Source organism: Roseobacter phycocola (assembly GCF_042055075.2).
In the GTDB taxonomy this organism is placed as follows: Bacteria; Pseudomonadota; Alphaproteobacteria; order Rhodobacterales; family Rhodobacteraceae; genus Roseobacter.
This window is the reverse complement of the sequence record NZ_CP194010.1, coordinates 2,369,632-2,394,273: the sequence shown is the minus strand read 5'-3', so window position 1 is coordinate 2,394,273 and position 24,642 is coordinate 2,369,632. Positions and strand designations below refer to the sequence as shown.

Annotated in this window: 21 protein-coding genes and 1 riboswitch; of the genes, 12 read left to right on the top strand and 9 right to left on the bottom strand. The window is 58.5% G+C overall.

From position 1 onward, the window contains the following. Positions 1 to 2: 2 nt before the first annotated feature. The 5 genes from AB4K19_RS11795 to AB4K19_RS11775 all read right to left on the bottom strand — a co-directional run bounded on the left by AB4K19_RS11795 (position 3) and on the right by AB4K19_RS11775 (position 6,008). Complete coding sequence (locus AB4K19_RS11795) at positions 3 to 575, bottom strand: histidine phosphatase family protein (protein WP_375228552.1); 573 nt, start codon at positions 573 to 575, stop codon at positions 3 to 5. Beyond that, complete coding sequence (locus AB4K19_RS11790; RefSeq protein ID WP_375228551.1) at positions 572 to 1,645, bottom strand: ABC transporter ATP-binding protein; 1,074 nt, start codon at positions 1,643 to 1,645, stop codon at positions 572 to 574. Before AB4K19_RS11790 ends, AB4K19_RS11795 begins: the two co-directional genes overlap by 4 nt. Continuing rightward, positions 1,642 to 3,858 (bottom strand): ABC transporter permease, encoded by a 2,217-nt coding sequence (locus tag AB4K19_RS11785; RefSeq protein ID WP_436397677.1) that lies wholly within the window; start codon positions 3,856 to 3,858, stop codon positions 1,642 to 1,644. The genes AB4K19_RS11790 and AB4K19_RS11785 overlap by 4 nt, the downstream gene beginning before the upstream one ends. 4 nt (positions 3,859 to 3,862) lie before the next feature. Then, complete coding sequence (locus tag AB4K19_RS11780) at positions 3,863 to 4,888, bottom strand: ABC transporter substrate-binding protein (RefSeq protein ID WP_375228548.1); 1,026 nt, start codon at positions 4,886 to 4,888, stop codon at positions 3,863 to 3,865. A 235-nt stretch (positions 4,889 to 5,123) separates the two neighbouring features. After that, a complete protein-coding gene (locus tag AB4K19_RS11775; protein WP_436397676.1) occupies positions 5,124 to 6,008 on the bottom strand; it encodes an HAD-IIA family hydrolase in 885 nt (294 codons plus the stop codon). Between the two features lie 231 nt (positions 6,009 to 6,239). On the opposite strand from AB4K19_RS11775, the gene AB4K19_RS11770 reads away from it, so the two are divergent. From AB4K19_RS11770 to AB4K19_RS11720, 11 genes are all read left to right on the top strand, one after another. Then, positions 6,240 to 7,016 carry a DeoR/GlpR family DNA-binding transcription regulator gene (locus AB4K19_RS11770; protein ID WP_375228545.1) on the top strand — a complete coding sequence of 259 codons (777 nt, stop codon included), beginning with the start codon at positions 6,240 to 6,242 and terminating at the stop codon, positions 7,014 to 7,016. Beyond that, positions 7,013 to 8,044 (top strand): ABC transporter ATP-binding protein, encoded by a 1,032-nt coding sequence (locus AB4K19_RS11765; protein WP_375228544.1) that lies wholly within the window; start codon positions 7,013 to 7,015, stop codon positions 8,042 to 8,044. Before AB4K19_RS11770 ends, AB4K19_RS11765 begins: the two co-directional genes overlap by 4 nt. A 46-nt stretch (positions 8,045 to 8,090) precedes the next feature. Next, positions 8,091 to 9,350 carry an ABC transporter substrate-binding protein gene (locus AB4K19_RS11760; protein WP_375228543.1) on the top strand — a complete coding sequence of 420 codons (1,260 nt, stop codon included), beginning with the start codon at positions 8,091 to 8,093 and terminating at the stop codon, positions 9,348 to 9,350. 72 nt (positions 9,351 to 9,422) lie between these two features. Continuing rightward, positions 9,423 to 10,316, top strand: coding sequence for a carbohydrate ABC transporter permease (locus AB4K19_RS11755; RefSeq protein WP_375228542.1), 894 nt, complete (start codon positions 9,423 to 9,425; stop codon positions 10,314 to 10,316). Further along, complete coding sequence (locus AB4K19_RS11750) at positions 10,313 to 11,122, top strand: carbohydrate ABC transporter permease (protein WP_436397672.1); 810 nt, start codon at positions 10,313 to 10,315, stop codon at positions 11,120 to 11,122. The genes AB4K19_RS11755 and AB4K19_RS11750 overlap by 4 nt, the downstream gene beginning before the upstream one ends. 4 nt (positions 11,123 to 11,126) lie before the next feature. Beyond that, complete coding sequence (locus tag AB4K19_RS11745) at positions 11,127 to 11,924, top strand: metallophosphoesterase (RefSeq protein WP_375228540.1); 798 nt, start codon at positions 11,127 to 11,129, stop codon at positions 11,922 to 11,924. 12 nt (positions 11,925 to 11,936) lie between these two features. After that, the gene (locus tag AB4K19_RS11740; RefSeq protein WP_436397669.1) at positions 11,937 to 13,595 is read left to right on the top strand and encodes a Na/Pi cotransporter family protein; all 1,659 of its coding nucleotides are present in this window, start codon (positions 11,937 to 11,939) and stop codon (positions 13,593 to 13,595) included. 106 nt (positions 13,596 to 13,701) lie between these two features. Beyond that, positions 13,702 to 13,914: riboswitch (cobalamin riboswitch) on the top strand. Between the two features lie 120 nt (positions 13,915 to 14,034). Continuing rightward, positions 14,035 to 14,430, top strand: a complete 396-nt coding sequence (locus tag AB4K19_RS11735; RefSeq protein WP_375228537.1) for a DUF1636 family protein — start codon at positions 14,035 to 14,037, stop codon at positions 14,428 to 14,430. Beyond that, positions 14,427 to 15,227 (top strand): ABC transporter ATP-binding protein, encoded by an 801-nt coding sequence (locus AB4K19_RS11730; RefSeq protein WP_375228536.1) that lies wholly within the window; start codon positions 14,427 to 14,429, stop codon positions 15,225 to 15,227. The genes AB4K19_RS11735 and AB4K19_RS11730 overlap by 4 nt, the downstream gene beginning before the upstream one ends. Further along, positions 15,224 to 16,159 carry an ABC transporter substrate-binding protein gene (locus AB4K19_RS11725; RefSeq protein WP_436397666.1) on the top strand — a complete coding sequence of 312 codons (936 nt, stop codon included), beginning with the start codon at positions 15,224 to 15,226 and terminating at the stop codon, positions 16,157 to 16,159. The genes AB4K19_RS11730 and AB4K19_RS11725 overlap by 4 nt, the downstream gene beginning before the upstream one ends. 3 nt (positions 16,160 to 16,162) lie before the next feature. Then, positions 16,163 to 17,218, top strand: coding sequence for a FecCD family ABC transporter permease (locus AB4K19_RS11720; protein ID WP_375228535.1), 1,056 nt, complete (start codon positions 16,163 to 16,165; stop codon positions 17,216 to 17,218). Between the two features lie 267 nt (positions 17,219 to 17,485). On the opposite strand, the gene AB4K19_RS11715 is transcribed toward AB4K19_RS11720, so the two are convergent. From AB4K19_RS11715 to AB4K19_RS11700, 4 genes are all read right to left on the bottom strand, one after another. Beyond that, on the bottom strand, positions 17,486 to 17,899 hold the full coding sequence (locus AB4K19_RS11715; RefSeq protein WP_436397664.1) for a response regulator transcription factor: 414 nt from the start codon (positions 17,897 to 17,899) through the stop codon (positions 17,486 to 17,488). Beyond that, positions 17,877 to 19,967 carry a PAS domain-containing protein gene (locus AB4K19_RS11710; RefSeq protein WP_436397661.1) on the bottom strand — a complete coding sequence of 697 codons (2,091 nt, stop codon included), beginning with the start codon at positions 19,965 to 19,967 and terminating at the stop codon, positions 17,877 to 17,879. Before AB4K19_RS11710 ends, AB4K19_RS11715 begins: the two co-directional genes overlap by 23 nt. Before the next feature lie 211 nt (positions 19,968 to 20,178). After that, positions 20,179 to 20,577 (bottom strand): response regulator transcription factor, encoded by a 399-nt coding sequence (locus AB4K19_RS11705; RefSeq protein ID WP_375228533.1) that lies wholly within the window; start codon positions 20,575 to 20,577, stop codon positions 20,179 to 20,181. An 11-nt stretch (positions 20,578 to 20,588) separates the two neighbouring features. Further along, complete coding sequence (locus tag AB4K19_RS11700; RefSeq protein WP_436397658.1) at positions 20,589 to 23,681, bottom strand: transporter substrate-binding domain-containing protein; 3,093 nt, start codon at positions 23,679 to 23,681, stop codon at positions 20,589 to 20,591. Between the two features lie 308 nt (positions 23,682 to 23,989). Here AB4K19_RS11700 and AB4K19_RS11695 point away from each other — a divergent pair, with 308 nt between their 5' ends. Next, a complete protein-coding gene (locus AB4K19_RS11695) occupies positions 23,990 to 24,613 on the top strand; it encodes a helix-turn-helix domain-containing protein (protein ID WP_436397655.1) in 624 nt (207 codons plus the stop codon). Positions 24,614 to 24,642 lie beyond the last annotated feature (29 nt).

Below are 24,642 nucleotides of genomic sequence, written 5' to 3'. Positions count from 1 at the left end.
GATCAGCCTATGCCGCGCCAGCCGTGCTCAGGGCGGAGCGTTTGCAGATCGGCGCTCCAGTAGTGGCCCTGCCCGGGCTGGTCAAACCGGCGGCTGATCTCCTGACCGGACAGATGGCACCAGAGCAGTGTTCCGACAGCGCCGTGGGTGACGATCGCAAGATCACCGCCGCTGTGTTCCGCGACAACCGACCGGACAGTTTCCACAATTCGGCTCTGTGCATCCTGCGCGGTTTCCCAGCCACGGAAACTGGTTTCAGGTTCGGCAAAGAACGCGTCTGCCGCCGCTTCAAACTGATCAGGTGGCAGGAACCCCGTCGCACTGCGGTCGTTTTCGCCAAGTGCCTCATGCGTTCTGACGCTGCATGAAGCGCGTTCCGCCAGGATTTCAGCCGTGTCCAGGGCCTTACGTTCCGTGCTGGACCAAATCGCCCGGACGCCGGACATTGCTGCACTGGATGCAAAAATCTCTGCGCGCAAGCGCCCCGTGTCGCTGAGGCCCCATTCCGTGATCGGGACGTCCGGTGAGACAACGACTTCAGGGTGGGAAATGATGATCAGCCTGCCGTTGGTCATCCTTCCGGCAACAGGACAGGGCCGCGCGATGCAAAGGACATGCGCACCTGCGCGCCGGTCTCGAGCGGTTCGTCCACGTCGTCCTGGACGGCAAAGACCTGCCCGAAATCGCCCGTCAGCGTGTATTCCATGCGGACGCCGACATACGTCGCCTTGGTAACTGTTGCGGCGATCCCGGTGTCCGGGCCGATAATGATGCGCGATGGTCTGACGGCAAGGGTGGCCGGTCCGGGCGTCATCCCGCGCGATGGCAGGCTGTGACGGTATCCTTCGATTTCGACCGTGGCCACATCCGCTTCGACAGAAATAATGGTGCAGCTGATCAGGTTTGCTTCGCCGATGAAATCCGCGACGAACCGGTCAATGGGCGCGTCATAAAGCTGGCGTGGCGTGCCGATCTGGGCAATGCCTGCGTTGCGCATCACAACGATTTCGTCGGAAACGGCAAGCGCTTCTTCCTGATCGTGCGTCACATAGACGACGGTCAGGCCCAGATCCTGTTGAATGGCGCGGATATCCTCGCGCACCTGGCGTCGCAGCTTGGCATCAAGGTTCGACAATGGCTCGTCAAAGAGCAGCACCTGCGGTTCCAGCACAAGAGCACGTGCCACAGCGACACGCTGTTGCTGACCGCCTGACAGCTCGCTGGGCAGGCGGTTGTCGAAACCCTTCAGACCAACGAGGTCCAGCCCATGCAGGGCGCGTGTCCGCGATTCATTTTTGTCGAACCCGGAAAACGTCAGCCCGTACATCACGTTCTCCAGAACGCTCATATGCGGGAACAGCGCGTAGGACTGGAACACCATCGACACGTCCCGGTCTGTTGCAGGCAGGCGGGTCACATCGCGGTCACCGATCATGATCCTGCCCGACGATGCCATTTCAAGACCGGCAATCATCCGCAGCGTGGTGGTCTTGCCGCAACCCGAGGGGCCAAGCAAAGTCACCAGCTTGCCTGCTTCGACATGCAGGTCGATGTTGTCGACTGCTGTGACGTCCCTGCCAAAGACCTTCGAGACACCCTCGAAACGCACGGGTGCTGCTTTGCTGGCGATCTTTGGTTCGGTCATGTCGTTTTCTCTGTCCCGGTTTGTGTGCGCCGCCCGATCTGAACGCGGCCCACAAGGAATTGCAGTAGCCCGACGGCGGCGAGCATCACAAAGATCAGCGTCGTCGAATAGGCAATGGCGAGGCCGTAGTCGTTGTTCTCAACGCGGCCGATGATGTAGCTGGTCGCCATGTCGTATTCGGCCGAGACCAGAAAGATCACCGCCGAAATCGCGGTCATGGCGCGCACAAAGCTGTAGACGAGGGCTGCCAGAATGGCCGGTCGCAGCAATGGCAGGATAATACGCCGGAAGGTCTGCCATGAGTTGGCGCCCAGTGTGAGCGACGACTCGTCCAGGGATTTGTCCAGCTGCGACATGGATGCGATGCCCGCACGCACTCCGACGGGCATGTTGCGGAAGATAAAACTGACCACGAGGATGGCGCCTGTCCCGGTGATCTCAATCGGGGGGACGTTGAACGCCAGGATGTAGCTCACGCCGATGACGGTGCCGGGAATGGCAAAGGACAGCATTGTGCCGAACTCAAAGGCGTTCTTTCCGGCAAAGCTCTGCCGGGTAAGCAGATAGGCCGTAACCAGCCCCACAGCCGCCGTCAGTGGTGCCGCAATGGCCGCAATGGTGATCGTGGTCCAGAAGCTGTCCCAGGCAGCACCTGTCCACCGGATACCCTCTTCTTCGAACCGCACAGAAAAGGCCGTGACATAGTGTTTCAGCGTCAGTGAATTGTTGACGCCCCAAAGCTCCACGATACTGCCGTAGATGATCATTCCGTAAACCACCGCGGTGAAAAGTGCCCAGATCAGGGCAATGGTCAGCACCGGAATGGCAAGAGCGCCGGGCATCAGCGGATGCACACCCGCGTCCCCCTTTCCGGACACGGTCGTATAGCTTTTCTTACCCAGCCAGGCGCGCTGGGCGTAAAAGGCTGAGAGCGTGAAGAACAGCAGTACCATAGCAAGGACGGCAGCCCGGCCCTGATCGTATTGTGCCCCTACAATGGCAAAGAAAATCTCGGTCGACAGTACGTCGAAATTGCCGCCCAGCACCAGCGGGTTGCCAAAATCTGCCATCGACTCGATGAACCCAAGCAGGAACGCATTGGCAAGGCCCGGACGCATGAGCGGCAAAGATACGGTGCGGAAGGTTTGCCATCTGCTGGCCCGCAGTGTCTGTGCTGCTTCCTCCATTGAAGGGGACACGCCTTCGACCACGCCGATCAGAACCAGGAAGGCGATGGGGGTGAACGCCAGTGTCTGAGCGATCAGGACGCCCGGCATTCCGTATAGCCAGCGCGTCGGCTGCACGCCGAAAAGTTCGGCAAAGAAAACGGTGACGGACCCGGAAAGGCCAAACAGCAGGATCAGTGCCAGCCCGATCACAAAGGGCGGCGTGATGATGGGCAGCACGGTCAGCGCGCGCATCCCGCGTTTAAAACGGAAGCCCGAGCGGGTCACGACCAGCGCAAAACACAGCCCGAGCACGGTGGTGACGAACCCGACCATGACGGCCAGAAAGAGTGAGTTCCAGGCCGCGCCGCACCTGGCCCCCCGGAAGCACCCAAGTCCCCACAGCCGGTCGTCAAAGAACTTTGAAGCAAAGACCGAAGCGGAATAGGCTCCGTCTTCGGTTACGAATGCCGCAAACAGCATCTTGGCAATCGGGAAGAATACGAAGGCGGTGACAATCGTTATGACGCCGCCGATGGCGCTGACCACAAAGACATCGCCGTTAATAGCCCCGCGTGCAGCGACACCCTGCGTCAGCAGAAATAAAAAGGCGGAGGCGCAGATCATTGCGCCGTAGCCCATACCGAACTGCCGGATTTTGGGCTCTCCGAAGAGTGCTTTCAGCCAGTCGAAACTGAACCCGCGAATGCCGATTGAGAAGCCCTGCGCGATGAGCCAGCCGAACCCAAGCGCGCCGGCCAGGATCAGAATGCGGGCATACATCGGATCGGACTTTGGCCGGCTAAGAGCCAGCAGCGGCAGCGCAAGCGGTATGAGCAGGGGGGCCAGCCAGAGCTTTTCGGCCTGTCCGATCAGAAAGGCGGCGGGCGCGTAATCCTCATCAAAAGGATAGCCATCTGCCAGCCAGGCAAACGACCACAGACCGTCCTCCACCATGTACCATGGCAGAAGGCAGTAGCCGACCCACCCGGCAATGATCCAGAAGATCAGAACCGGATGGGCCGTTTTCGTATCTTTATCAGTCACTTACTTACTGAGGCAGAACAGATACTTCTTCATCCCATTTCTGCAGCAGCCGCTTGCGCTCGTCAGAAGAGCCGTACTTCTTGAAGTCGTAGTCGATCAGCTTGATCTGGCTCATGTCAGGCGCTGACCCCGATGTTTCCGCGGTAGTGTTGGAAGGCACCTGGAAAGCGTTGACCTCAAGAGCCAGGTTCTGCGCATCTGTGCTCAGCGCCCAGTCATAGAACTTCTTGGCTTCTTCCTCGTTGCGTGCACCATCAATGATGGACATGGAACCGATTTCGTAACCGGTACCTTCACAGGGCGCTACGACCTTGACCGGAAATCCGGATACAGCCTGTTTCACAGCGTCATGCATGAACACGATACCAATGGTGTTTTCGCCACGGCCGGCAGCCTTGATCGGGGCGGACCCTGACTTGGTGTACTGGTTGATGTTGGCATGCAGGCCTTTCATGAACTCAAAGCCTTCGTCTTCGCCAAAAATCTGCACCATGGATGCAAGCGTCGTGTATGCCGTGCCCGAAGAGTTCGGGTTCGCCATCTGCACATGCCCTTTGTATTCAGGCTTCAGCAGGTCTTTCCAGCAGGCCGGTTCCGGCAGGTTGTTTGCCGCCAGAAGGTCCGAGTTGTAGCCATAGCCAAGAGCGCCGGAATAGATCCCGATGGTCTTGTTGCCAGCACTTTCGGCCTGGCTGATCGCCCAGTCATGCAGCTGATCGCGCATCGGCGATACGTATTCCATTGTCAGGCCCTCTTCGGCGGCCTGGAGGTGCGGGTCGCCGGTGCCCCCCCACCACACATCACCTTTCGGGTTCGAGCTTTCCGCACGGATCTGGGCAAAGGTCTCACCCGACGACTTGCGGGTCATGTTGACGTCGATGCCCGTTGCATCCTCAAAGCTGCGCGCCATCAGCTGACACCAGTCTTCCTGAGCAGAGCAATAGAGCGTCAGTTTGTCGGCCTGTGCCGCGCTCAGTGACGCTGTCAGAGCGATTACTGATCCAGCCAGTGTGGTCGTAAGTTTTTTCAATGTATTTCCTCCCAATTGTGTCGGATGCCGCGCATGGCAGGCCCCGTCATGCCGTCGCACGGAATGGGTGCAGGTCTGAGCTGTCTGATTTTTTGCGCCGCCGTCAGGCTGCGCCATCCCCCCATGTGACACCCCGATCACAACACTGAGTCAGCATTTCTGCAAGAAAAATCGCATGGTTGCGGAAAGGCTGCACCAGGTTCGTTGTCCTGAGAGGTGCGGACGCGTGCAGGTTTCAGATCCGCTGCAGCCGCCAGGTCGGGACCAGCGAGGACTTTTCCGCGTAGGCTCCTGCATCCACGCCGGAGAACATGCCGTCGCGTTCTACAAGAACGGTTCGCCACCCGCGCGCGGCCGCGCCAAGGATGTCCGTATGCAGTGTATCGCCACACATAACGATCCGGTCGCTTGCAATGCCCGGCAGCGCGCGTTCGACCATCTGAAATACTTCAGGAAAGGGCTTTCCGAAGAACCGGATGCTCTCCAGCCCGTTGTCGGACAGCAGGTGTCCGAAGTGTCCGGGCTCAAGAGAGAATCCGTGATCGCGTGGAGCTGCGACGTCGGCATTGGCAATGATAACCGGCCTTGCGCGGTTTTGCAGGGTCGCGGTCAGAATGCTCTGCTGTTTCGAGGTCCATGCCGCTGCTGACAGGAAGAGAAAACCCTCCGCGTCGTCAAAGCCAGCCGGGTCATCGGCAAGTTTCAGGGTTTCTGCAGGAATATCAGAGAGGTCATCCCCAGGGGCGGCGATGCATCCCCAGAGCCTTTGATCCAGCGCCTGTAGCGCCGCATCCCTGCTGGTGATGATCTCATGCGGTTCGATTTTCACACCGAGCCTGCGGAACTTTTCGGTTGCTGCATCATGATTGTAGCTTGCTGCATTTGACAGAATGCGGATTTGCCGGCCTGCGGCACGCAGCTGATCCAGACGCTCTGCGGCGCCGGGGATCGGAGTCTCACCAACGTTCAGCACGCCGAATGCATCAAAAACGAAAGCCTCCGCGGCGTCCGAAATTTCCATCAGCGACGAAATGCGTGTGGTCCCTGTGTCAAAAACTGCGCCCGGGAGCCGGTGACGGACCGACTGATAGCGCTCGAAAATACTGACTGCGTCTTCCATGGGCTCCGCCGGATGCTCGGTACGGCACACGTTTTGCTGCCGGTTCCGTGAAACGTAAAGCCCACAGCGGCAAAAAGAAAGGAAAACAACAAAGCCACGAAATTGAAGGCATTTGCGACCCTAGAGAACCCTATTTTGAGAGCTATTCCGTAACAATGGTCGATTGCTGCGGAATTTTTGTTGTTTTGTTGTTTTGACTTTGTATAGTTTCCGGTGAGTCACGGGGATGTTATGGCGTCAAAGACGATCAAACGGCGCGATCTGATCCTTCAGGTCGTTCAGGAGCGGGGAGGCGCAAGCGTCGGATCTCTCGCGGAAATGCTCGGTGTTTCGATGCAGACCATACGCCGGGATGTTGACCTTTTATGCGACGGAGAAACGCTTCGGCGACGCCACGGTCGCATAGAACTGGCCGAGGACCGGCTGAACACGCCGTTCGATCAGCGGGCAGGAACGAACCTGACCGGTAAGCGGGCGATTGCAGAGGAAGCCGCGGCGATGATCCCGGATGGTGCCACGCTGTTTATTTCCATCGGTTCCACAGCGCTCAGTGTCGCCCGTGCCCTGCGTTTTCGCAAAGAACTGACCGTGATCACCAACAACCTGAGCGCTGCGATGGCGCTGAGCGAGGAGGTGTCCAACCGGATTATCCTGCCTGGTGGTGAGCTGCGCCTGCCGGACCGTGATTTCATCGGCGACGAAGTGGTGGAGTTCTTCGGGCGATTCCGGGCTGAGTTTGCGGTCTTCGGGACGGCGGGTGTCGGCGAGGACGGCAGGCTGCTGGAATTTCATTCGTCCGAAGTGCGGGCGTCTGAACGGATGCGGGCAAATGCACAGACGTCGATCCTGGTGATTGACCGCAGCAAATTCGGTCGTCTGGCTCCGGCTGCCGGCACGTCAATCACGACTGTGGACAGGGTGGTTTGTGACCGGTCGCCGCCGGAAGCTTTCGATCAGATTTTCGAAGCGCTGGGCGACCGGGTGGTTTTTGCCGAGGGGAAAGAATGACCGGTTCTGAGGCATTTGTACGGGTAGACGGCGTGGCTAAACGCTGGAATGGCCAGCTTGGTGTGGAGGACATCTCGCTGAGCATCCCGAGGGGCGCCTTTGTGGCGCTGCTGGGGCCGTCCGGCTGCGGGAAGTCCACGACGCTGCGGCTTTTGTCCGGGCTCGAATTGCCCGACGAGGGAACAATTACAATTGACGGGCGCGATGTAACGACGGCAGCGCCGTCCGAACGCAACCTGTCCATGGTCTTTCAGTCCTACGCTCTTTTCCCGCATCTCAGCGTGGCGGAGAACGTGGTTTTCGGGCTGAAAGTGCGCAAGGTAAGTGCTGTAGAACGGCGCGAAAAGCTGGCCCGCGCGCTGGAGATCACCGGACTGACCGGTTACGAAACACGCAAGCCCGGAGAACTGTCCGGTGGCCAGAGGCAGCGCGTGGCACTGGCCCGCGCTATTGTTGCCAATCAGCCGCTGTGCCTCATGGATGAACCGCTGTCGAACCTCGATGCCAAACTGCGTGCTTCTGTGCGCAAGGACATCAAAAAACTGCAGGTCGATCTTGGGATTACCGTTGTTTACGTCACCCATGACCAGACCGAGGCCATGAGCATGGCGGATATGGTTGTGCTGATGAAAGACGGGCACATTCAGCAGACGGGAACGCCGGAAGAACTGTATTACCGGCCTGCCAATACATTCGTTGCGGAATTTGTCGGAGCGCCACCGATGGCTCTGATCGACGCAGAAGCCGTTCCCGGCTTTGGTGACGCCGCCCGGATCGGTCTGCGGGCTGAGAACGTGAACGTTGCCGGGGCTGGCGCGGGGCGGCTGAAGTGCACGGTCTCGGAATGTGAGTTTCTGGGATCTGAAACGTTCATCGGCCTGTCACATCCGGCGGCTACCGGTCTGACTGTCAGCCTGCCTGGTCTGCAGAACATCCCGGCAGGTCAGGACATGGAAATATCGTTTGCGGATGAGAGCCTGCACTTTTTTGACGCTGCCGGCCGGAGGCTGGAACACGGGACGGTCTGATCCGCGGGAAACTTGAAATGCGACGCGCATAATTGGGAGGAAGACAATGAAACACATACGGAAAATGGGCATTGCCGCAGTATCGGCAGGTGCCATCGGGACAGCTGCTTTAGCGGCAGAGACCGAACTGACAATGTACTATCCTATTGCTGTGGGCGGGGCGCTGACCGAGGTCGTTGACGGCATTGTCGCTGACTTTGAAGCGGCAAACCCTGACATCAAGGTCAACGCGATCTATTCCGGCAATTACGATGACACCCGCGTCCGGGCGCTGTCCGCGCTGGCCTCGGGCGAACCTGCGCAACTGGCGGTGATGTTCTCCATTGATGCCTATGACCTGATCGAACAGGATCTGATTGTACCGTTCGACGATATCGACGGTGTGGATTCCGCCTGGCTGGACAGTTTCTACCCGGCGCTCATGGCGAACGGGAAGATCGAGGGAAAGACCTGGGGCATTCCGTTCCAGCGATCCACGATCGTAGCCTATTATAACAAGGATATGTTCCGCGAAGCGGGCCTTGACCCGGAAAGCCCGCCATCGAACTGGGAAGAGATGATTTCGATGGGCAAGGCGCTGACGGACGAAGACACTTATGGAATCATGATCCCGTCGACCGGTTACCCGTACTGGATGTTCCAGGCACTTGCGATCCAGAACGGCAAAGAGGTTATGTCCAATGACGGTCTGACCACTTATTTCGATGACCCGGCTGTCGTGGAAACTCTGGAGTTCTGGAAGTCATTGTCGGCGGAGCATGGCGTTATGCCCGAAGGCACGGTTGAATGGGGCACCCTGCGTCAGGCGTTCCTCGAAGGTCAGACGGCAATGATGTGGCATTCCACCGGCAATCTGACGGCAGTGAAAAACAACGCGAGCTTTGACTTCGGTGTGGCGGAACTGCCTGCAAATGTGCGTAAGGGGTCGCCCACCGGGGGTGGGAACTTCTATGTGTTCAAAGATACATCTCCAGAGGAAAAAGCCGCAGCCCTGAAGCTGATCGAATTCATGACCGCACCGGAGCAGGCCGCGACCTGGTCGATCCGTACAGGCTATATGGGAGTGTCCCCGGCAGCCTATGAGACAGAAGCGCTGCAAAGCTACACGGCCGAATTCCCGCCCGCTCTGGTCGCCCGCAATCAGCTTGAAAATGCCGTGGCGGAGTTTTCGACCTTCGAGACAGCACGTGTCCGCGATGGTCTGAACAATGCCATTCAGGCGGCGCTGACAGGCTCCAAATCGGCAGAGGATGCTCTGGCAGAGGCCCAGGCAGCTGCCGGTCGCCTTCTGCGCGACTACCAATAGGGAACTCTCCCCAGGGTGTCCGGACCTGTGTCCGGGCATCCGACAGGATACCAGGGGCAAAGGGCATCCCACATGGCCGCACCAGTCAATCTCGAAAGACGCAGACAGGCGATCTATGGGTGGTTGCTGCTGTCGCCTGCGATGGTGTTGCTTACCCTGTTTGCCTTCTACCCGTCGGTCGCGACACTGTGGTCCAGCCTTTTTTCCCGCGGGACACGCCGCCGTCCCAGTGAATTTGTCGGTAGTGAAAACTACACAGATCTCTTCGCAGATCCGACGTTCTGGAAAGTGGTCACCAACAACCTGATTTATGCAGGCGCGACAATACCGATCTCGATTGCGATCGCCCTTGCGATGGCGCTTTGGGCGAACTCGAAATTGCCGGCCCGCGGGTTCGTCCGGACGGCCTATTTCACCCCGACGGTGCTGCCCATGATTGCTGCTGCGAACCTGTGGCTCTTTTTCTACACGCCGGGTCTGGGTGTTCTGGATCAGATCGGCGATCTGTTCGGGCTGCCGAGCGTCAACTGGCTGGGGCAGCCGGAAACCGCGCTCTGGGCCGTGATCATTGTCACGATCTGGAAAGAGGCCGGGTTCTTCATGATTTTCTACCTCGCAGCGCTTCAGACCATTCCCGAAGATCTCAAAGAAGCCGCCGATATCGAAGGTGCCAGCCGCTGGACATATACAAGGCGGATCGTTCTGCCGCTTCTGATGCCGACCACGCTGTTCATTCTGGTCAATGCGCTGATCAATTCGGTGAAGCTGATCGACCATCTGTTTATCCTGACCAAGGGGGGGCCCAACGATGCCTCCAAACTGATCCTCTACTACATCTGGGAGATGGCCTTCGCCTTCTTTGATGCGCCTCAGGCGGCCGCGCTCACGATCATGGTTCTCGTGGTGCTGGGGGTGGTTGCCGGGATCAAATTCACCATTCTGGACAAGCGGACCCATTACCAGTGAGCAGCCTTTCCCGTCATATCGAAGCCTTTGGCGCGTTGTTGCTTGCAGTCATCTGGATCGCGCCGCTGGTGTTCGCCTTCTGGGCTGCTTTTCACAGCACATCGGACGCGGTCAACTTCAATCTGACGTCGCCCTGGACGCTCGATAATTTCCGTACAGCCTGGAGTGGCGCTCCCTGGCTGCGATATTTTCTGAACACTTTCGTGCTGGTGACGGTCATCCTGATCGGGCAGTTTTTTGTGACTACGCTGGCCGGTTTTGCATTTGCGCAGGTCCGTTTCCCGGGGCGGGATTTTGTCTTTATCCTCGTTCTGATGCAGCTTTTCATTCTGCCCGAAGTGCTGATCGTCGAAAACTACGCGATGGTTTCGCGACTCGGGCTGTTCGATTCCGTCCTGGGTGTCGGTATGCCTTATATGGCTTCCGCATTCGGCATCTTTCTGATGCGCCAGGCCTTCAAAGGGGTGCCCATTGAACTGCATGAGGCAGCGCGGGTCGAAGGATGTGGCTGGTTCGGTATCCTCTGGCGGGTCTATGTGCCACTGGCGCGGCCCACCTATCTGGCCTACGCGCTGGTTTCGGTCTCCACGCACTGGAACAACTTTCTGTGGCCGTTGATCGTAACCAACTCACCCGATACGCGTCCGCTTACGGTGGGCCTGTCAATCTTCGGAGCGCCAGAAAATGGCGTGGACATCAGCGTGATTTCGGCGGCCACAATGATGTCGGTTGCGCCATTGCTGCTGGCGTTTCTGGTGTTCCAGCGTCAGTTCGTCCAGGCTTTCCTGCGCGCCGGGATCAAATAGGACCATGGCGCGTTTCCTGCATCTCAGCGATCTGCATGTGGTGGCGGAGGGCACGCTCGCATCTGGTGTGCTTGATACCCGCTCGATCCTCACAGCCGCTGTGGATCGGCTGCTGGCGATGCGCGCGGCCATCGACCCGCTGGATGCTGTTCTCATCACCGGGGATATCAGTGATGACGGCTCTGAGGACAGCTACGCCTTTGCCGTTGCTGAACTGGCGCGTCTTGGGCTGCCGGTCTTTGTGGTGCCGGGCAATCATGATGCACGCGGAGCGTTCCGCGCTGCTTTTGCAGCTCAGCCATCGATGCCGCCAACAGGTCTGATCGACTGGTCAGAGACTTTTGGCGAGACGCTGGTTATCGGGCTGGACACGCTGATCGAAGGGCAGGGTGGCGGAACGCTGCGACCAGATAGCCTCGACTTTCTGAGACAGCTGCTGGCGCAGAAAAACACCGGTCCCACAGTTCTGATGCTGCACCACCCACCGCTTCTGACCGGGATCAGATTTATGGACGCGATCGGTCTGGAAAACGCGACCCTGCTGGACTCCGTTCTGAAAGAAGCGCAGACAGAGGTAACTGTTCTCGCGGGGCATGTGCATGGCGTCTATTTTCGATCTGTCCGGGGTCACCGGGTAATGACCGCACCCTCCATCTGCAGCGCCTTTGCGCTCGACCGGCGCGCCGGGGCTCGGGTTGGCTTCCGGAGTGGCCCGACGGGCTGTGCGCTGCTGGATACCGGTCCGGACGGTCACTGGACTGTTCTGCCGCTTGAGCCTTCGTCCGGAACGCATCCGTTCTGAAGGGGCAGAGGTATGGAACTGTCACCAACGCTTGTTGCGCTGAATCTGGCGGCCGCGGCTGCTCTCCTGATCTGGGCAGTCCGGCTGGTCCGGACTGGTTTTGAACGCGCTTTCGGCGGTCATCTGCGGTTGTGGCTGCGCCGGTCAACGGGCAACAGTTTCACCGCCGCAGGAACGGGGGCTGGCGCTGCTGTGCTGTTGCAGAGTTCCACTGCTGTTGCGCTGCTTCTGGCGGGGTTCATGGCGTCGGGCAAGATCGGTGCCTATGCGGGGCTTGCCATTATTCTGGGGGCCGATCTGGGCTCTGCCATTGTCGTACAGCTGCTTAATTCGCCCATAGCGTTGCTGTCCCCGCTGCTTTTGCTGCTGGGTGTTTTGTTTTTTCTGCGCAGTTCCCGCCGCAGCCTGAGGCAGATCGGTCGGATACTCATCGGTCTTGCGCTGATTTTCATGTCGCTCGACCTGATCCGCGAAGCGGCGGCACCGCTGTCCGGAAGCCAGGGTTTTGCGACCGTCATGTCCTATCTGGCCGGCGATCTCATTACGGCGTTCCTGCTGGCTGCGCTGTTTGCCTGGGCCGTGCATTCCAGTGTGGCGGCGATTCTTCTTTTTGCCGCCCTGGCGGCCCAGGGCATGCTGCCACTGCAGGCCGCCTTTGCCATGGTGCTCGGCGCGAACCTCGGGGGGGCGTTTATTGCTTTTGTGCTGACGCTCCGGTCCGAGCCCGACGTGCGCCGCGTCATTGTCGGGAACCTGATACTGCGCGGGGGCGGCGCGCTGATTGCTCTGCTTTTTCTCTATCGGTTCGATGCCGGCGCGCTCATCCCGGGGGGCAGTGCCCAGCAGCAGGCGCTCAACCTGCATCTCGTTTTCAACGTGGCACTGCTCGTCGTCGGGATCGTTCTCCTCAGGCCAACGCTGGCTTTGGCGCGGATGATCCTGCCCGAGACGGCCGACCCCCATTCGGATGCGCCACGACGCTCAGCTCTCGATCCAACAGTCCGTACTGACCCGCCGCGCGCCTTTGCCTGTGCACAGCGTGAGTTGGTGGAAATGGGCAACCGGATTGAAACGATGCTGCGCGACGGCATGCGCCTGTTTGATGCCTATGACGAGCCAACCGCTGCCCGGTTGCGCAGTGAATACCGCGAAGTCGCGAACATGTCGCTTGATCTGCGGGTCTATCTTGCCAGCATCAGATCGCGGGATCCCGAAGAGGACACCGGGACAAGAGCCTTTGACCTGGCGGGCGTTGCGGTAAATCTTGAGGCGGGGGCGGACGTGATAGCGCGGAAAATCGCGGCGCTGGCCCGACAGATGCATCAGGAAAAAACGAGCTTTTCCGAGAATGGCTGGAAGGAACTCTCCGACTTTCACGACCGTGTCCTCAGAAACGTACAGCACGGCATTGTGGTGCTGATGTCAGAGGATGTCGGGGCCGCCCGCGAGCTGGTGCAGCAGAAAGAGATGATCCGTGACGTTGAGCAGAAGCTCGAACGCAAACACCTGACGCGTCTGCGCAAAGGACTTGTCGAGTCCATCGAGACAAGCGCCGTTCACATTGACCTTTTGAGGTCGCTGAAAATGCTCAACACGTCATTTGCCATGATCGCCTATCCGCTGCTGAAAGAGCGTGGCGAACTTCTGGAAAGCCGTCTGATCGATTCCTGACCGGACCCGGTCGGCGGTGGTCCTTTCCCAGGCGCGCGCATCCCATCGTCTGTGACTACGAAATTATGCCGGCTCGATGATAAGCATTGACGGGTCTCCTGCGATGGAATTAGGTGATCGCGATGGTTCTCTGACGCCCGAAGCGAAAGAGATAAAAGGGAACACGGTGCGGTGTCGCCAAAACGCCAAATCCGTGACTGCCCCCGCAACTGTAAGCGGCGAGCGACCCCGACAGGGACCACTGGATCAACAGATCCGGGAAGGTTCGGGGAAGCGGTGACCCGTAAGTCAGGATACCTGCCATCGACGGCGTGAAATGCGCCGGTATTTCAACTCGATGCAGGCGGGGTGCCTGGTCAGGAGCACATGATGACGATGCGGTCCCACCCGCAAAAACATGGTTCTGTATCCTTCCCCCGTCTGACAGGCGGAGGGCCAGATGGACCATCGAATTACAATCTGCACATCCTGCCGGCACAAGGGAACTGAGTGTCGTCCGGGATTTGAACTGATCGAAAAACTGCGCCATGCAATCGAGCAGGCGGGTGACTTTGTGCCGGATGATTTTGAAATCTCTGGCGTGGCCTGTATGGCGGGCTGCGACCGGCCCTGCACGGTTGCCTATCACGGAACGCGCAAGGCGACGTATCTCTTCGGCGACATTGATCCCGGGACTGATGTGGAGGATCTGGTGGCTTTCGCCCGCCAGTATGCCTACCTGCACGACGGCTGGTGTTCCTCCTTGGATCGTCCCGGAAAACTGCGCGCCAGTACCCTCGCGCGGGTGCCGGCTGCTATGATTGTCACCGAAGAGAGCAAGGTCAGGGCGTCGTGACGGCGGCCCGCCTCTGTGTGCGCAATCTGTCCTGGGCGCCCGGGCGTCTGACCGAGACCCTGCTGCATCCAACGAGCTTCGATATGGATGCTGGCCGGGTGCTTGGGATCGTTGGGCCGAACGGCGCGGGGAAAACCACACTGCTGCGTCTTCTTTACAGGTTTCACCGTCCCGCAACAGGGTCCGTCGAAGTGGACGGCAAGGACATATGGGAACTCTCGGCACGGGAGGCTGCGCGGCGCATTGCGGTTGTCCTGCAGGAACAGCCCGGAGATTTTGCGTTGACAGTCCGGGAAATCGTGGCGCTTGGCCGGACACCGCATCTTCGCGGGTTTGCGGGCAGTCTTGGTGCGCGCGACGCGGAAACTGTGGACAGCGCGCTTTATCGGCTGGACCTGCACCGGCTGGCTGACCGGTATCTGAACACGCTGTCGGGTGGCGAGCGTCAGCGCGTCATGGTGGCGCGCGCTCTGGCGCAGGAACCGCGTCTGCTGATCCTGGATGAGCCCACCAACCACCTTGATATCCGCCACCAGCTGGAAGTGCTGGAACTGATCCGGAAACTGCCTCTGACCATCGTCACATCCCTGCACGATCTTAATCTGGCGGCAGGCGTCTGCGATGATGTGCTGTTGTTGCAGTCCGGCCGTTCCATCGGGTTTGGTGCCCCAGCGGACGTATTGTCCGAAGAGGCGGTCGCTCAGGCTTTTCAGATAACCGCATACCGTGAACAGCTGTCCCGCAGCGGTACGGACCATCTTACTTTTCACCTCAGAAACAAGGAAACGACCCAATGAAATCCCCATTCCTGGCGGCGATGGCTCTTCTGCTGTCAGCAGGTTCAGCGGCTGCAGAGGTATCTGTGCAAAGCTGCAACCGGACAGTCACCTTTGATGCACCGCCCGAGCGTGCCATCTCGAACGATGTAAATCTGACAGAGATGATGCTGGTGCTTGGTCTGGCGGACCGGATGGTCGGCTATACCGGCATTTCGGGCTGGAAAACGCTGGATGCGGAAATGCGATCGGGTGTCGAGGAACTGCCTGAGCTGTCCGCCAAATACCCGTCAAAAGAGGTTCTCGTCGGGGCTGATGCGGATTTCTTTTTTGCCGGCTGGAACTACGGCATGAAAGTGGGCGGTGAGGTGACACCGGAAACGCTGGCGCCCTTCGGGATCAGCGTCTATGAGCTCATGGAATCCTGCACCCACATCATGGACAAGGAAAAGGCGAGCATCGACGATATGTATGCTGACCTCATGAACCTTGGACGCATTTTTGACGTTGAGGAACACGCGCAGGCGCTGGTTGACGGCTACCGCGCCGAACTGGCCGCCTTTACCGGATCTCTCAGAACGGGCGAGGCACCGCGCGTTTTCGTGTATGACAGCGGCGAGGATGCGCCTTTCACCGCCGGACGCTATGCCATGCCAACCGCGCTGATCGAGGCCGCAGGCGGTGTTAACATCATGGATGACTTCGAAAAAAGCTGGGCTACGGTGACCTGGGAAGAAGTCGTCGAGCGCGACCCCGAAGTGATCATGATCGTCAATTATGGCGAGGTCACAGCGGAACAAAAGCGCGATTTCATGATGTCCAACCCGGCGTTTGCGCAACTGGATGCAGTCAAAAACGATCGCTTTGTAACGCTGGAATACGTCGAAGCGACACCAGGACCGCGCAACATTCAGGCCGTCAAAACCCTCGCTGACGCGTTCTGGTCAGAATAAGTCATGAGCGGGACCGGAAGCAGCATCGCGCCAAAGCGTTACAGGGGCCGTACTGCGGTCTTTGCACTCTGCGGTCTGGCGCTGCTTCTGGTCTCGCTGTCTGTTGCGATTTCGGTGGGATCCGTGCGCATCCCCCAGAGCACTGTCTGGGGCGTATTTCTGAACAGGATGTCGCCCGGAATGGTCGATCCGTCGTGGTCTCAAGGGCGCGCGGCCATCGTCTGGGAAATCCGGTTTCCGCGGGCTCTGCTGGCTATGATGGTCGGGGCCGGGCTGGCGATGGTCGGGGCCAGCCTGCAGGCGGTCACGCGCAACCCCCTTGCAGATCCGCACCTGCTGGGCATCTCTTCGGGCGGGGCGTTTGGTGCCATTCTGGCCCTGTTGCACACGGGGTTGTTCATTGGCTTGCTGACCGTGCCTTTGCTGGCTTTTCTGGGCGCACTTGGGGCGACGGCAATTGTGCTTGGGGTATCCCGTTTTGCTGATGCAACGAATGCCGACCGGCTTGTGCTGGCGGGGGTCGCGGTCTCGTTCATCATTATGGCGGCGGCAAATGTTCTGATTTTTCTGGGCGATCCGCGCGCGACGCATACTGTTGTTTTCTGGATGCTGGGCGGGCTTGGCCTCGCGCAGTGGAGCCAGCTTATTTATCCGCTGGCCGTCCTTACGGTCTGTGCTGTCTGGCTCATGGCGCGGGCAGGGGACCTTAACGCCATGACCGTGGGCGACGAAACTGCGTCGACGCTGGGTATTCCTGTCGCCCGTTTCCGGCTGACGACATTTGTCGTCGGTGCGCTGATTACCGGTGTGATGGTGGCTTTTTCCGGGATCATCGGGTTTGTCGGCCTGATGGTCCCGCATGTTGTGCGGATGGTGGTCGGCGGGGATTATCGCCGTGTACTTCCAGGTTCTGCGCTGGTTGGCGCAGTCTTCCTGTTGTGGGCGGATATCGCCGCACGCACCGTGATGGCGCCCGAAGATATGCCCATCGGCATCGTGACGGGCATGGTCGGCGGCATCTTCTTTGTCTGGCTGCTGGGGCGGAAAAGAGCGCTCTAGCGTTTCGTTTGCACGAAGGCGCCGGCGAGGGGGAGGCGGCATCTGAAACCGGCTGTCCGGAAGAGGTGTCGGATGCCGATGCCGGCTGAAAACCGTGGCCGGATGAAAAGACCATATGTTCCGCACCCCGGGTAACCAACCGCCGTAACGCAGATTTTCTTTTCAGTACTCAGAAAAGATAATTGCGATTTCACGCATGGTCCAAAACCTTCTTTCAGACACAACAAGTCAGTTGCCGGAAAAGGGGGGTAGCCTGAGGATAACGGATCAGGCCTGAGCGCGGGAGGCGGACAGTCTGTCAATTATGCTCAGCAGATCATGCGGCGAAAACGGTTTTTCCAGCGAAAAATCAGCGCCCAGTTTTTCCGCTGTTTCCAGCGCATTCTGCAAACCTTTTGACCTGTGCGCACCGGAAATCGCGACAATGGGTATCGCACTGTGCGCCGGGTTCCCGCGATGCCTGATCCGGGAAATCAACGACAGGCCACCATCCGGCACCGGTTTGTTTTGTTCCAGAACGATAAGGTCGGTCACAACAACATCAGGCGCCTGCTCGCAGACCGAGGCATAGGCGGTTGTGGCATTGGCGAATGTTGCCGCAGTATGGCCGGCCTCTTCCAGAGACTCCTGCAACAGTTTTCCAAAGGTTTCGTCGTCTTCAAGTATCAGTACATATGCCATGCAGGCTGCCTTCCGGGTCAGTCGCGGGGATTTGTTTCCCCCTGGTTTCAAGCGCCGTTGCTATTGTCTGCGCCAGTTCTTCCGGCGGGCAGGGTTTCTGCAGCAGCGGTGCAATAATGTCGTTCATGTCCTCGACGGAATAGCCCGTGTAGCCGGACATGTAGATGATCGCCATATCGGGGAAAAGACGGCGGATTTCCTTTGCCAGAACAAAGCCGCCGATGTCACCCGGCATCACGATATCCGTGATGACCAGATCAAAGGCGGCGTCCTTTTCAATGAGCGCGAGGGCTTCGTTGCCCGAGCTGACCGTCTGCACGGCGTAGCCAAGATCTGATATCAGATCTTCCATCATTGTCCGCAGGGAAACCTCGTCTTCAACGATCAGAATGCGCTGCCCCTGACCCTGAGCTTCGGGTTCAACCTGAACCGGCTGTTCGCGATGCCCTTGGCGCGTGCCGCGTGGCACCAGAAGCCGCACGGTCGTGCCCTGTCCGTGTTCGGAATAGATCCTCAACTCACCATTTGCCTGCTGCACAAACCCATAGACCATCGACAGACCCAGCCCCGTGCCGGAATTCGTATCCTTCGTCGTGAAAAACGGATCAATGGCCCGGTCTCTGATCTCGTCTGTCATCCCGGGACCGTTGTCAGAGACGGAAAACTCAACAAAACGATATGCGGTATTTTCTGCGATTTCACCCGCGAATATCTCATCTTCCTGCAGTCCGGTGGCGATGTAGGTGTCTGCGTGTTCGCGGCGCAGGATCATGTCCGTGTCGATCTCATCAACGCCCCGTGCCCGGATCTTGATGCAGTTCCCTTGGCCACTCCTCAGGATGGCATCGCGGGCGTTGAGCAACAGATTGAGAAGCGCATTCGAAAGTTGCGCTGTGTCACAATACACCCAGAAATCGCTCTCTGTGACTTCGAACTGAAGCTCAAGATTTGTTTCGATCAGCGGATCTGCGAGCCTCCTGAACTCGGACATAACCTCAGCAACGGCTTTTGAGACCTCAGTGCCTGGCTGTTGTTTTGCAAAAGCCAGCAGCCGTTTGGTCAGATCGGATCCCCGGGAAATGGAAGTCAGGGCCGTGTCGAGATAGCGGGTACGCCTCTCTTCGGTTTCGGTGTTCTGCGCAAGCTGCAGGGCATACTGGACGGTTGCCAGCAGATTGTTGAAATCATGCGCGATCCCGCCCGTCAGCTGTCCCAGAGCGTCAAGGCGGCTTGTGCGCTCGATCTGCTGGCGATTTTTTTCCTGTTCGGACACATCGTCAAGGATGACAACGCTGCGCAGCCCTTTTTCTCCCGCCTCGACCGGTGAGCTGGAAATACGCACGTATCTGGGGTCGATGCTCTTATTGCGTGTCATAAGAAACACTTCGCCCTTCAGGGCAACACCGGAAAGAATGCGCAGGACGGGATCGTGTGCACTTTCGAGCGGCTTCAGTGACGCGGAGTCCAGAAAGGCGATTTCCTCCGGCCAGGCGAACGGAACAGCATCGCTGATCCCGCCAAGGAAATGGCGCCCGGCCGAGTTGATCGAAGATACCTGCCCGTCGGCATCCAGCCCGATGATCGCGCTGTGGGCCGTGTCCATAACCTGCGACAGGAATTCGCTGTTGCTTTTCGCAGCCTGCTCTTCGTTTTTCAGGGCGGTTATGTCGTTGTGCGCGCCCAACAGCCGGGTCGGATTGCCTTGTTCATCGCGCACTGCAATGCCGCGGCACCGGACCCACGCGGTTTTCCCGTCTGAACATCTGTAGCGCACAACCTGATCATAGGGGTGAGACGGGTCAGCGAGATGCGCGCCTAGATTTTCTTTGGCGAGTTCAAGGTCCTCAGGGTAAATCAGGTTCTGCCATTCGGCCGCCATGTGTTTTTTCGTCTTTGGGTCAAAGCCGAACAGCTGCCAGAATTCCGGGCTCATGTATTCATGCTGGGGATCGTTCAGGTCCCAGTACCAGACACCGTCCAGCGACGCTTCCCTGATAAAACGCCAGATTGCCGGATCAGTCCGAATGAGGCTTTCGAGCTCGGATTCGAGGTAGTGCTGATCTGACAATGCGCCCTCAATAGTTCGCAGGAAAGGTTAACAGATTTATTCCACTTAAAGTTGATCAGTGCAATTCTATTCGACACGCGCGGCGTGGAAGAATTCATTTTTCGTGCCGTCAGCTTCCGGGATAACGGTGGGGCGGGCGCGGCGCCCGCTGCTGATCCCGGGCTGAAGCGGGGCGATACCCATGCTGGCATGCCCCAACACTTCTACCGGTTCACTTCCCCAGTTTTGTCAGTTCCGAGATCAGGTTCAGAAGATCCTCAGGGTGGAAGGGCTTGGCCAGCACTGCGTTTGCGCCCACAGTCCTGAGGGTTTCTTTTACGTTGCTTGGTTTGGACGCCGAGAAGCCACCCGAAATTGCAATCACCGGAATTTTTTCTGCCCGGATCTGTTTGACGCTGCTGACAAGACGGATACCGCCATCCTGACGGTACTGGCCGCCCGCTTTGATGAAAACATCCGCGACGATGATACCGTATTTCTCGTTTTTCAAGGCTTCGAGCGCATCTGTTGCATTGCCAAAGATATCAACGGTGTGGCCTTCGATTATGAGGCTTTCGGCCAGCAGCTCGGCAAAAGCCTCGTCGTCTTCAAGAAGGAGAATCCTGGTCAAAGAAGCAATCCTTATTCACTTCCCATCGCTGTCTGTATCGCTTTGGCGAGTTCGATGGGGGGTGCCGGCTTTTGCAGCAACGGCGCCTGGACCTCACCCATTTCACTTGCAGTGAAGCCGGTATAGCCGGACATGTAAACCACCGGAATTTCGGAGTAGACCTGCCGGACACGCCGGGCCAGTTCGAAACCGCCGATGGAATCGGGCATCACGATGTCCGTCAGCAGCAGGTCAAAGACGACACCGGCCTCAACCATCCGCATCGCTTTTGCGCCGGAGCTGGCTGAAATCACGTTGTACCCAAGATCTTCCAGCGTGTCAGACAGCAGCATCAGGAGTTGCGGTTCATCTTCGACCACGAAAATGGTCTGCCCACGCCCGCGTTCGATGGCGGCCTCTGGCATGGGCCGCTCTCTGAGCCCATCCTCAGCACCGCGCGGGAGTGTCAGTTTCACGGTCGTTCCGACACCAAGTTCTGAGTAAATCCGGAGATCGCCCTCAGAGTGACGCACAAAACCATAAACCATCGCCAGCCCAAGACCCGTGCCGGAGTTGCTGTTTTTTGTGGTGAAAAACGGATCGGTGCAGCGCGATTTGGTCTCTTCATCCATGCCCGGGCCGTTGTCGGTCACAGAAAACTCGACGTATCGAAAGCTGGCGCCTGGCGTGTTCGCGGGACCCTCAATGCTGCCTGACTGCCGTGCTTCCAGATCCGGATTGGGTGCCCTGACAGGACGGGCCCTGATCTCGATCCTGTTTCCCTTCGCCCCGCGCAGAATTGCGTCGCGGCTGTTCAGAACGAGATTCATCAGCGCTGTTTCGAGCTGTGTCTGATCACAGAAATGCCGCAGCTGATCATCTTCGAGTTCAAAAGAAATCTCGATTTTCTCTTCCAGCATCGGCCGGATGAGCTTTTCGAAATCATCGATAACGTCTGCGGTTTTGCGAACAGAAGACAGGCCCGGCTGCTTTTTCGCAAATGCCAGAAGGCGGGATGTCAGAGAGCGGCCACGGTTGATCGAATTCTCTGTAACCTCCAGGTATTTGTCCCGTTTTTCAGGGTCTTTGGCTTTCCGTGCGAGGCTGACTGAATACAGCTGCGACGCCAGCAGGTTGTTGAAGTCATGGGCTATCCCGCCCGTCAGCTGCCCCAGAGCGTCAAGGCGGCTTTTGCGTTCAACAACCTGTCTGTTGCGCTCCTGTTCGGAGACGTCGTCAATAACAAGAACCGTCCGGATGCCGCTTTCGGGGTCATCAAGCGACGCATTGTCGACCCGTACATAGCGTTGCGCTTCGATGGCGTGGAACCGGCGCAGCAGGTGGGTCTGATTGTGAAGATTGTGGCCGGAGAGCGCACGCTGAATGGGGTCGGCGCTGTTGTCCAGCGGGGTCATGGTTTCGGCTTCAAGGAACTTGATGCTCTCGGGCCAGGCAAAAGGCGGCTCTCCTGAGATACCGCCCAGGAAATGGCGCGCCCGGTTGTTGATGCGCAAAATCTGCCCGTCAGCGCTCAGTGCGACAATGCCACTCGTGGCCGCGTTGAAAATCGTCTCCAGCTCGCGGCGCACTGATGACATCTCTGCGGCTGCGCGCACCCTGACACGCATATTGTGAAAAACCGCAGCACCCACCACCAGAAGCATCCCTGCTGTCCCGGCGGCAAAGGCGGCTATGACCCGCGTCCGGGTCCAGAACACCGGCTGGCCGTAATACGTTTCCCGGAGCTCGTTGTATCGCTGCGATACCAGGAAACCCGGGATAACAACGTCCAGCTTCTCCCGGATGCTGCCCAGCCCGAACCGCAGCGCAATCGCCGTGTTGACTTTCGCAACCTCTGCCGCGCGCAGGGTGTCTGCGGCTGTGGTCCCGCCCTCGCTTTCCAGCGCGCCGGCGACCGCCATCGCGGCATCAATGCTGCCACCCAGCAGGGCGTTCAGCAGTGCTGCATTGTTCTCAAAAGGAACAATGTCCAGCGTCCCTGGACCCTGAGCAACCGTCTCAACGATGGAGCCGGCCAGAACCCCGACTTTCAGATCCTGAAGATCGGACACCGCAGAAACGGAAGGCGCATCATCCCCTGTGAATACGGCTTCTACGACCACCTGTCGCACGGGCAGGGAAAAATCCATCAGTTCCCGGCGGTCCGGCGTGTCGACCAGTCCGGCAACAAGATCTGTTCCGGTTCCGGCAGGTCCCTCGACATATGCGCTCTGCGGAGTGGTGACGAATTCGATTTCAAGACTGGCCCGTTCCGCCAGCTCTCTGACCGCGTCCGGAATGAAGCCGGAAACGGTGCCATCGTCATCGAGTATCAGGTGAGGCGGGAAATGGGCCACAGCCACCGAAAGGACATCAGGCGGGGATGTCGGCACTTCAATGTTGTAGCGCTGCCGAAGGGTTTCGAGGCGTCCATCGGCCTCCATTCGTGCTATGGCATCATTGATCGGCTCCAGCAGCTCGGCACGGCTCTCATGCAGTGCGATATGGCGGGTCGCTTCGAGAAGCGGTTCTCCGATAAAACGGATCTGGCCATCAAAACCGGCATCGCGCGCAAGTTCCTGAATGGCTGCCGAAGGTGCCAGAACGGCGTCCACCCGCCCTGCCAGAAGCTCCATCAGTGCGCCCTGCGGTGTGGCGAACGGAATGGCTGTATTCTGCTCCAGAACAGGGTGCTGTGATCCCATCGCCGGTGGGACTATTCCAACACGTCTGTTGGTCAGGACGCCAAGTTTAACGAGTTCAGTACTGTCAGCCCGGACGGCCGGGCGGAGCTGGTCGACGGCGACGACATCGGAAAAGACGCTGGTCGCGGCAATTGGCGCAAGCTGCAGAATACCCGGAATCAACTGGGATTCGCCGGAAATCTGCGCCTGCGTGAAAGCATTGGAATCGGGAACATCGAGATATTCAATGGGGACGCCGATCTCGGCGCTGATCTGACGGGCAAACGAAACAAAAAAGCCCGCCCGTTCACCGTCGCTGTCACGGTAGGAAAATGGAGGTATCTGCAGAAACGGGACAACCAGAGGCGCTGTGTCGTTCTCCTGAGATCGTACAGGCACTGCCAGTATAAGCACACAGAGCAGAATTGATATCAGGCGCATCAGCTGATCCTTTGCAGCGTTTTTGTGGAGAATGTGCAGTCTTCACAGGCCCCTCCGGGTTTTAAAGCAAGGGTATAGCGTATCAGGCTGAGTTTGACCAAGCGACAGTTGTCGCAGTTTGACGGGCTCCGTACGACCCTGCACACGGAACGTCATCGGGGCCGGTGGTTTTAGTTGCAAGCATGCGCACACCCGGAGAAGGGCGTTCGGGATTTTGGTGCACTGCGGGGCTCTTCTGATGCAATGAACCGGTGTTTTTGAGCAAAAACCGTGCTGACGTCTCAGGGTTGCGTCGCTAGGCTGCGCACATGAAAAAAGCTCCGTTGCAGAACCCGCACAATACCGCGCTTTTCCAGGACAGAAGGCTGGAGGCGGCAATCGGGCGTCAGGTCCGTCTGCTGCGGCAGAAAAGAGAATGGACCATTGTTGAACTGGCGGCAGAGACAGGCGTCAGCCCGGGCATGCTTTCCAAGATCGAGAACGGACAGGTGTCCCCTTCACTGTCGATGCTGCAGGCGCTTTCGAATACGCTGTCTGCACCGCTCACGAGCTTCTTCAAGGGCTTTGAGGAAGACAGACCCGTCATGCATGTCAGGGCTGGTGAAGGTGTCGAAGCCGAACGCGCAGGCACCCGCGCGGGGCACCATTACAAGCTGCTGGGTTTGCTGAGCGCCCAGTCCAGTGCGGTTGTTGTTGAACCTTACCTGATCAGCCTGACAGAAGATTCTGACACATTCGAAACCTTCCAGCACGAGGGCATGGAATTCCTCTATATGATCGAGGGCGCGGTGAAATACCGGCATGGTTCTGAACTCTATGCGCTGGAGCCAGGGGACAGTCTGTTTTTTGACGCAGATGCGCCGCACGGCCCGGAAACCCTGGAAAGGCTGCCGGCAAAATACCTGTCGATCATTTGTTATTCTCAGGAATAATGGTGCCGGATATTTTCTCTTCAGGAACA

What these genes read in the sequence shown, in the direction of transcription:
- AB4K19_RS11720 (WP_375228535.1), top strand. Translation starts at nt 16,163, where the DNA reads ATGAGCGGGACCGGAAGCAGCATCGCGCCAAAGCGTTACAGGGGCCGT.
- AB4K19_RS11755 (WP_375228542.1), top strand. Translation starts at nt 9,423, where the DNA reads ATGGCCGCACCAGTCAATCTCGAAAGACGCAGACAGGCGATCTATGGG.
- AB4K19_RS11765 (WP_375228544.1), top strand. Translation starts at nt 7,013, where the DNA reads ATGACCGGTTCTGAGGCATTTGTACGGGTAGACGGCGTGGCTAAACGC.
- AB4K19_RS11735 (WP_375228537.1), top strand. Translation starts at nt 14,035, where the DNA reads ATGGACCATCGAATTACAATCTGCACATCCTGCCGGCACAAGGGAACT.
- AB4K19_RS11760 (WP_375228543.1), top strand. Translation starts at nt 8,091, where the DNA reads ATGAAACACATACGGAAAATGGGCATTGCCGCAGTATCGGCAGGTGCC.
- AB4K19_RS11775 (WP_436397676.1), bottom strand. Translation starts at nt 6,008, where the DNA reads ATGGAAGACGCAGTCAGTATTTTCGAGCGCTATCAGTCGGTCCGTCAC.
- AB4K19_RS11700 (WP_436397658.1), bottom strand. Translation starts at nt 23,681, where the DNA reads ATGCGCCTGATATCAATTCTGCTCTGTGTGCTTATACTGGCAGTGCCT.
- AB4K19_RS11725 (WP_436397666.1), top strand. Translation starts at nt 15,224, where the DNA reads ATGAAATCCCCATTCCTGGCGGCGATGGCTCTTCTGCTGTCAGCAGGT.
- AB4K19_RS11795 (WP_375228552.1), bottom strand. Translation starts at nt 575, where the DNA reads ATGACCAACGGCAGGCTGATCATCATTTCCCACCCTGAAGTCGTTGTC.
- AB4K19_RS11745 (WP_375228540.1), top strand. Translation starts at nt 11,127, where the DNA reads ATGGCGCGTTTCCTGCATCTCAGCGATCTGCATGTGGTGGCGGAGGGC.
- AB4K19_RS11695 (WP_436397655.1), top strand. Translation starts at nt 23,990, where the DNA reads ATGAAAAAAGCTCCGTTGCAGAACCCGCACAATACCGCGCTTTTCCAG.
- AB4K19_RS11790 (WP_375228551.1), bottom strand. Translation starts at nt 1,645, where the DNA reads ATGACCGAACCAAAGATCGCCAGCAAAGCAGCACCCGTGCGTTTCGAG.
- AB4K19_RS11740 (WP_436397669.1), top strand. Translation starts at nt 11,937, where the DNA reads ATGGAACTGTCACCAACGCTTGTTGCGCTGAATCTGGCGGCCGCGGCT.
- AB4K19_RS11770 (WP_375228545.1), top strand. Translation starts at nt 6,240, where the DNA reads ATGGCGTCAAAGACGATCAAACGGCGCGATCTGATCCTTCAGGTCGTT.
- AB4K19_RS11715 (WP_436397664.1), bottom strand. Translation starts at nt 17,899, where the DNA reads ATGGCATATGTACTGATACTTGAAGACGACGAAACCTTTGGAAAACTG.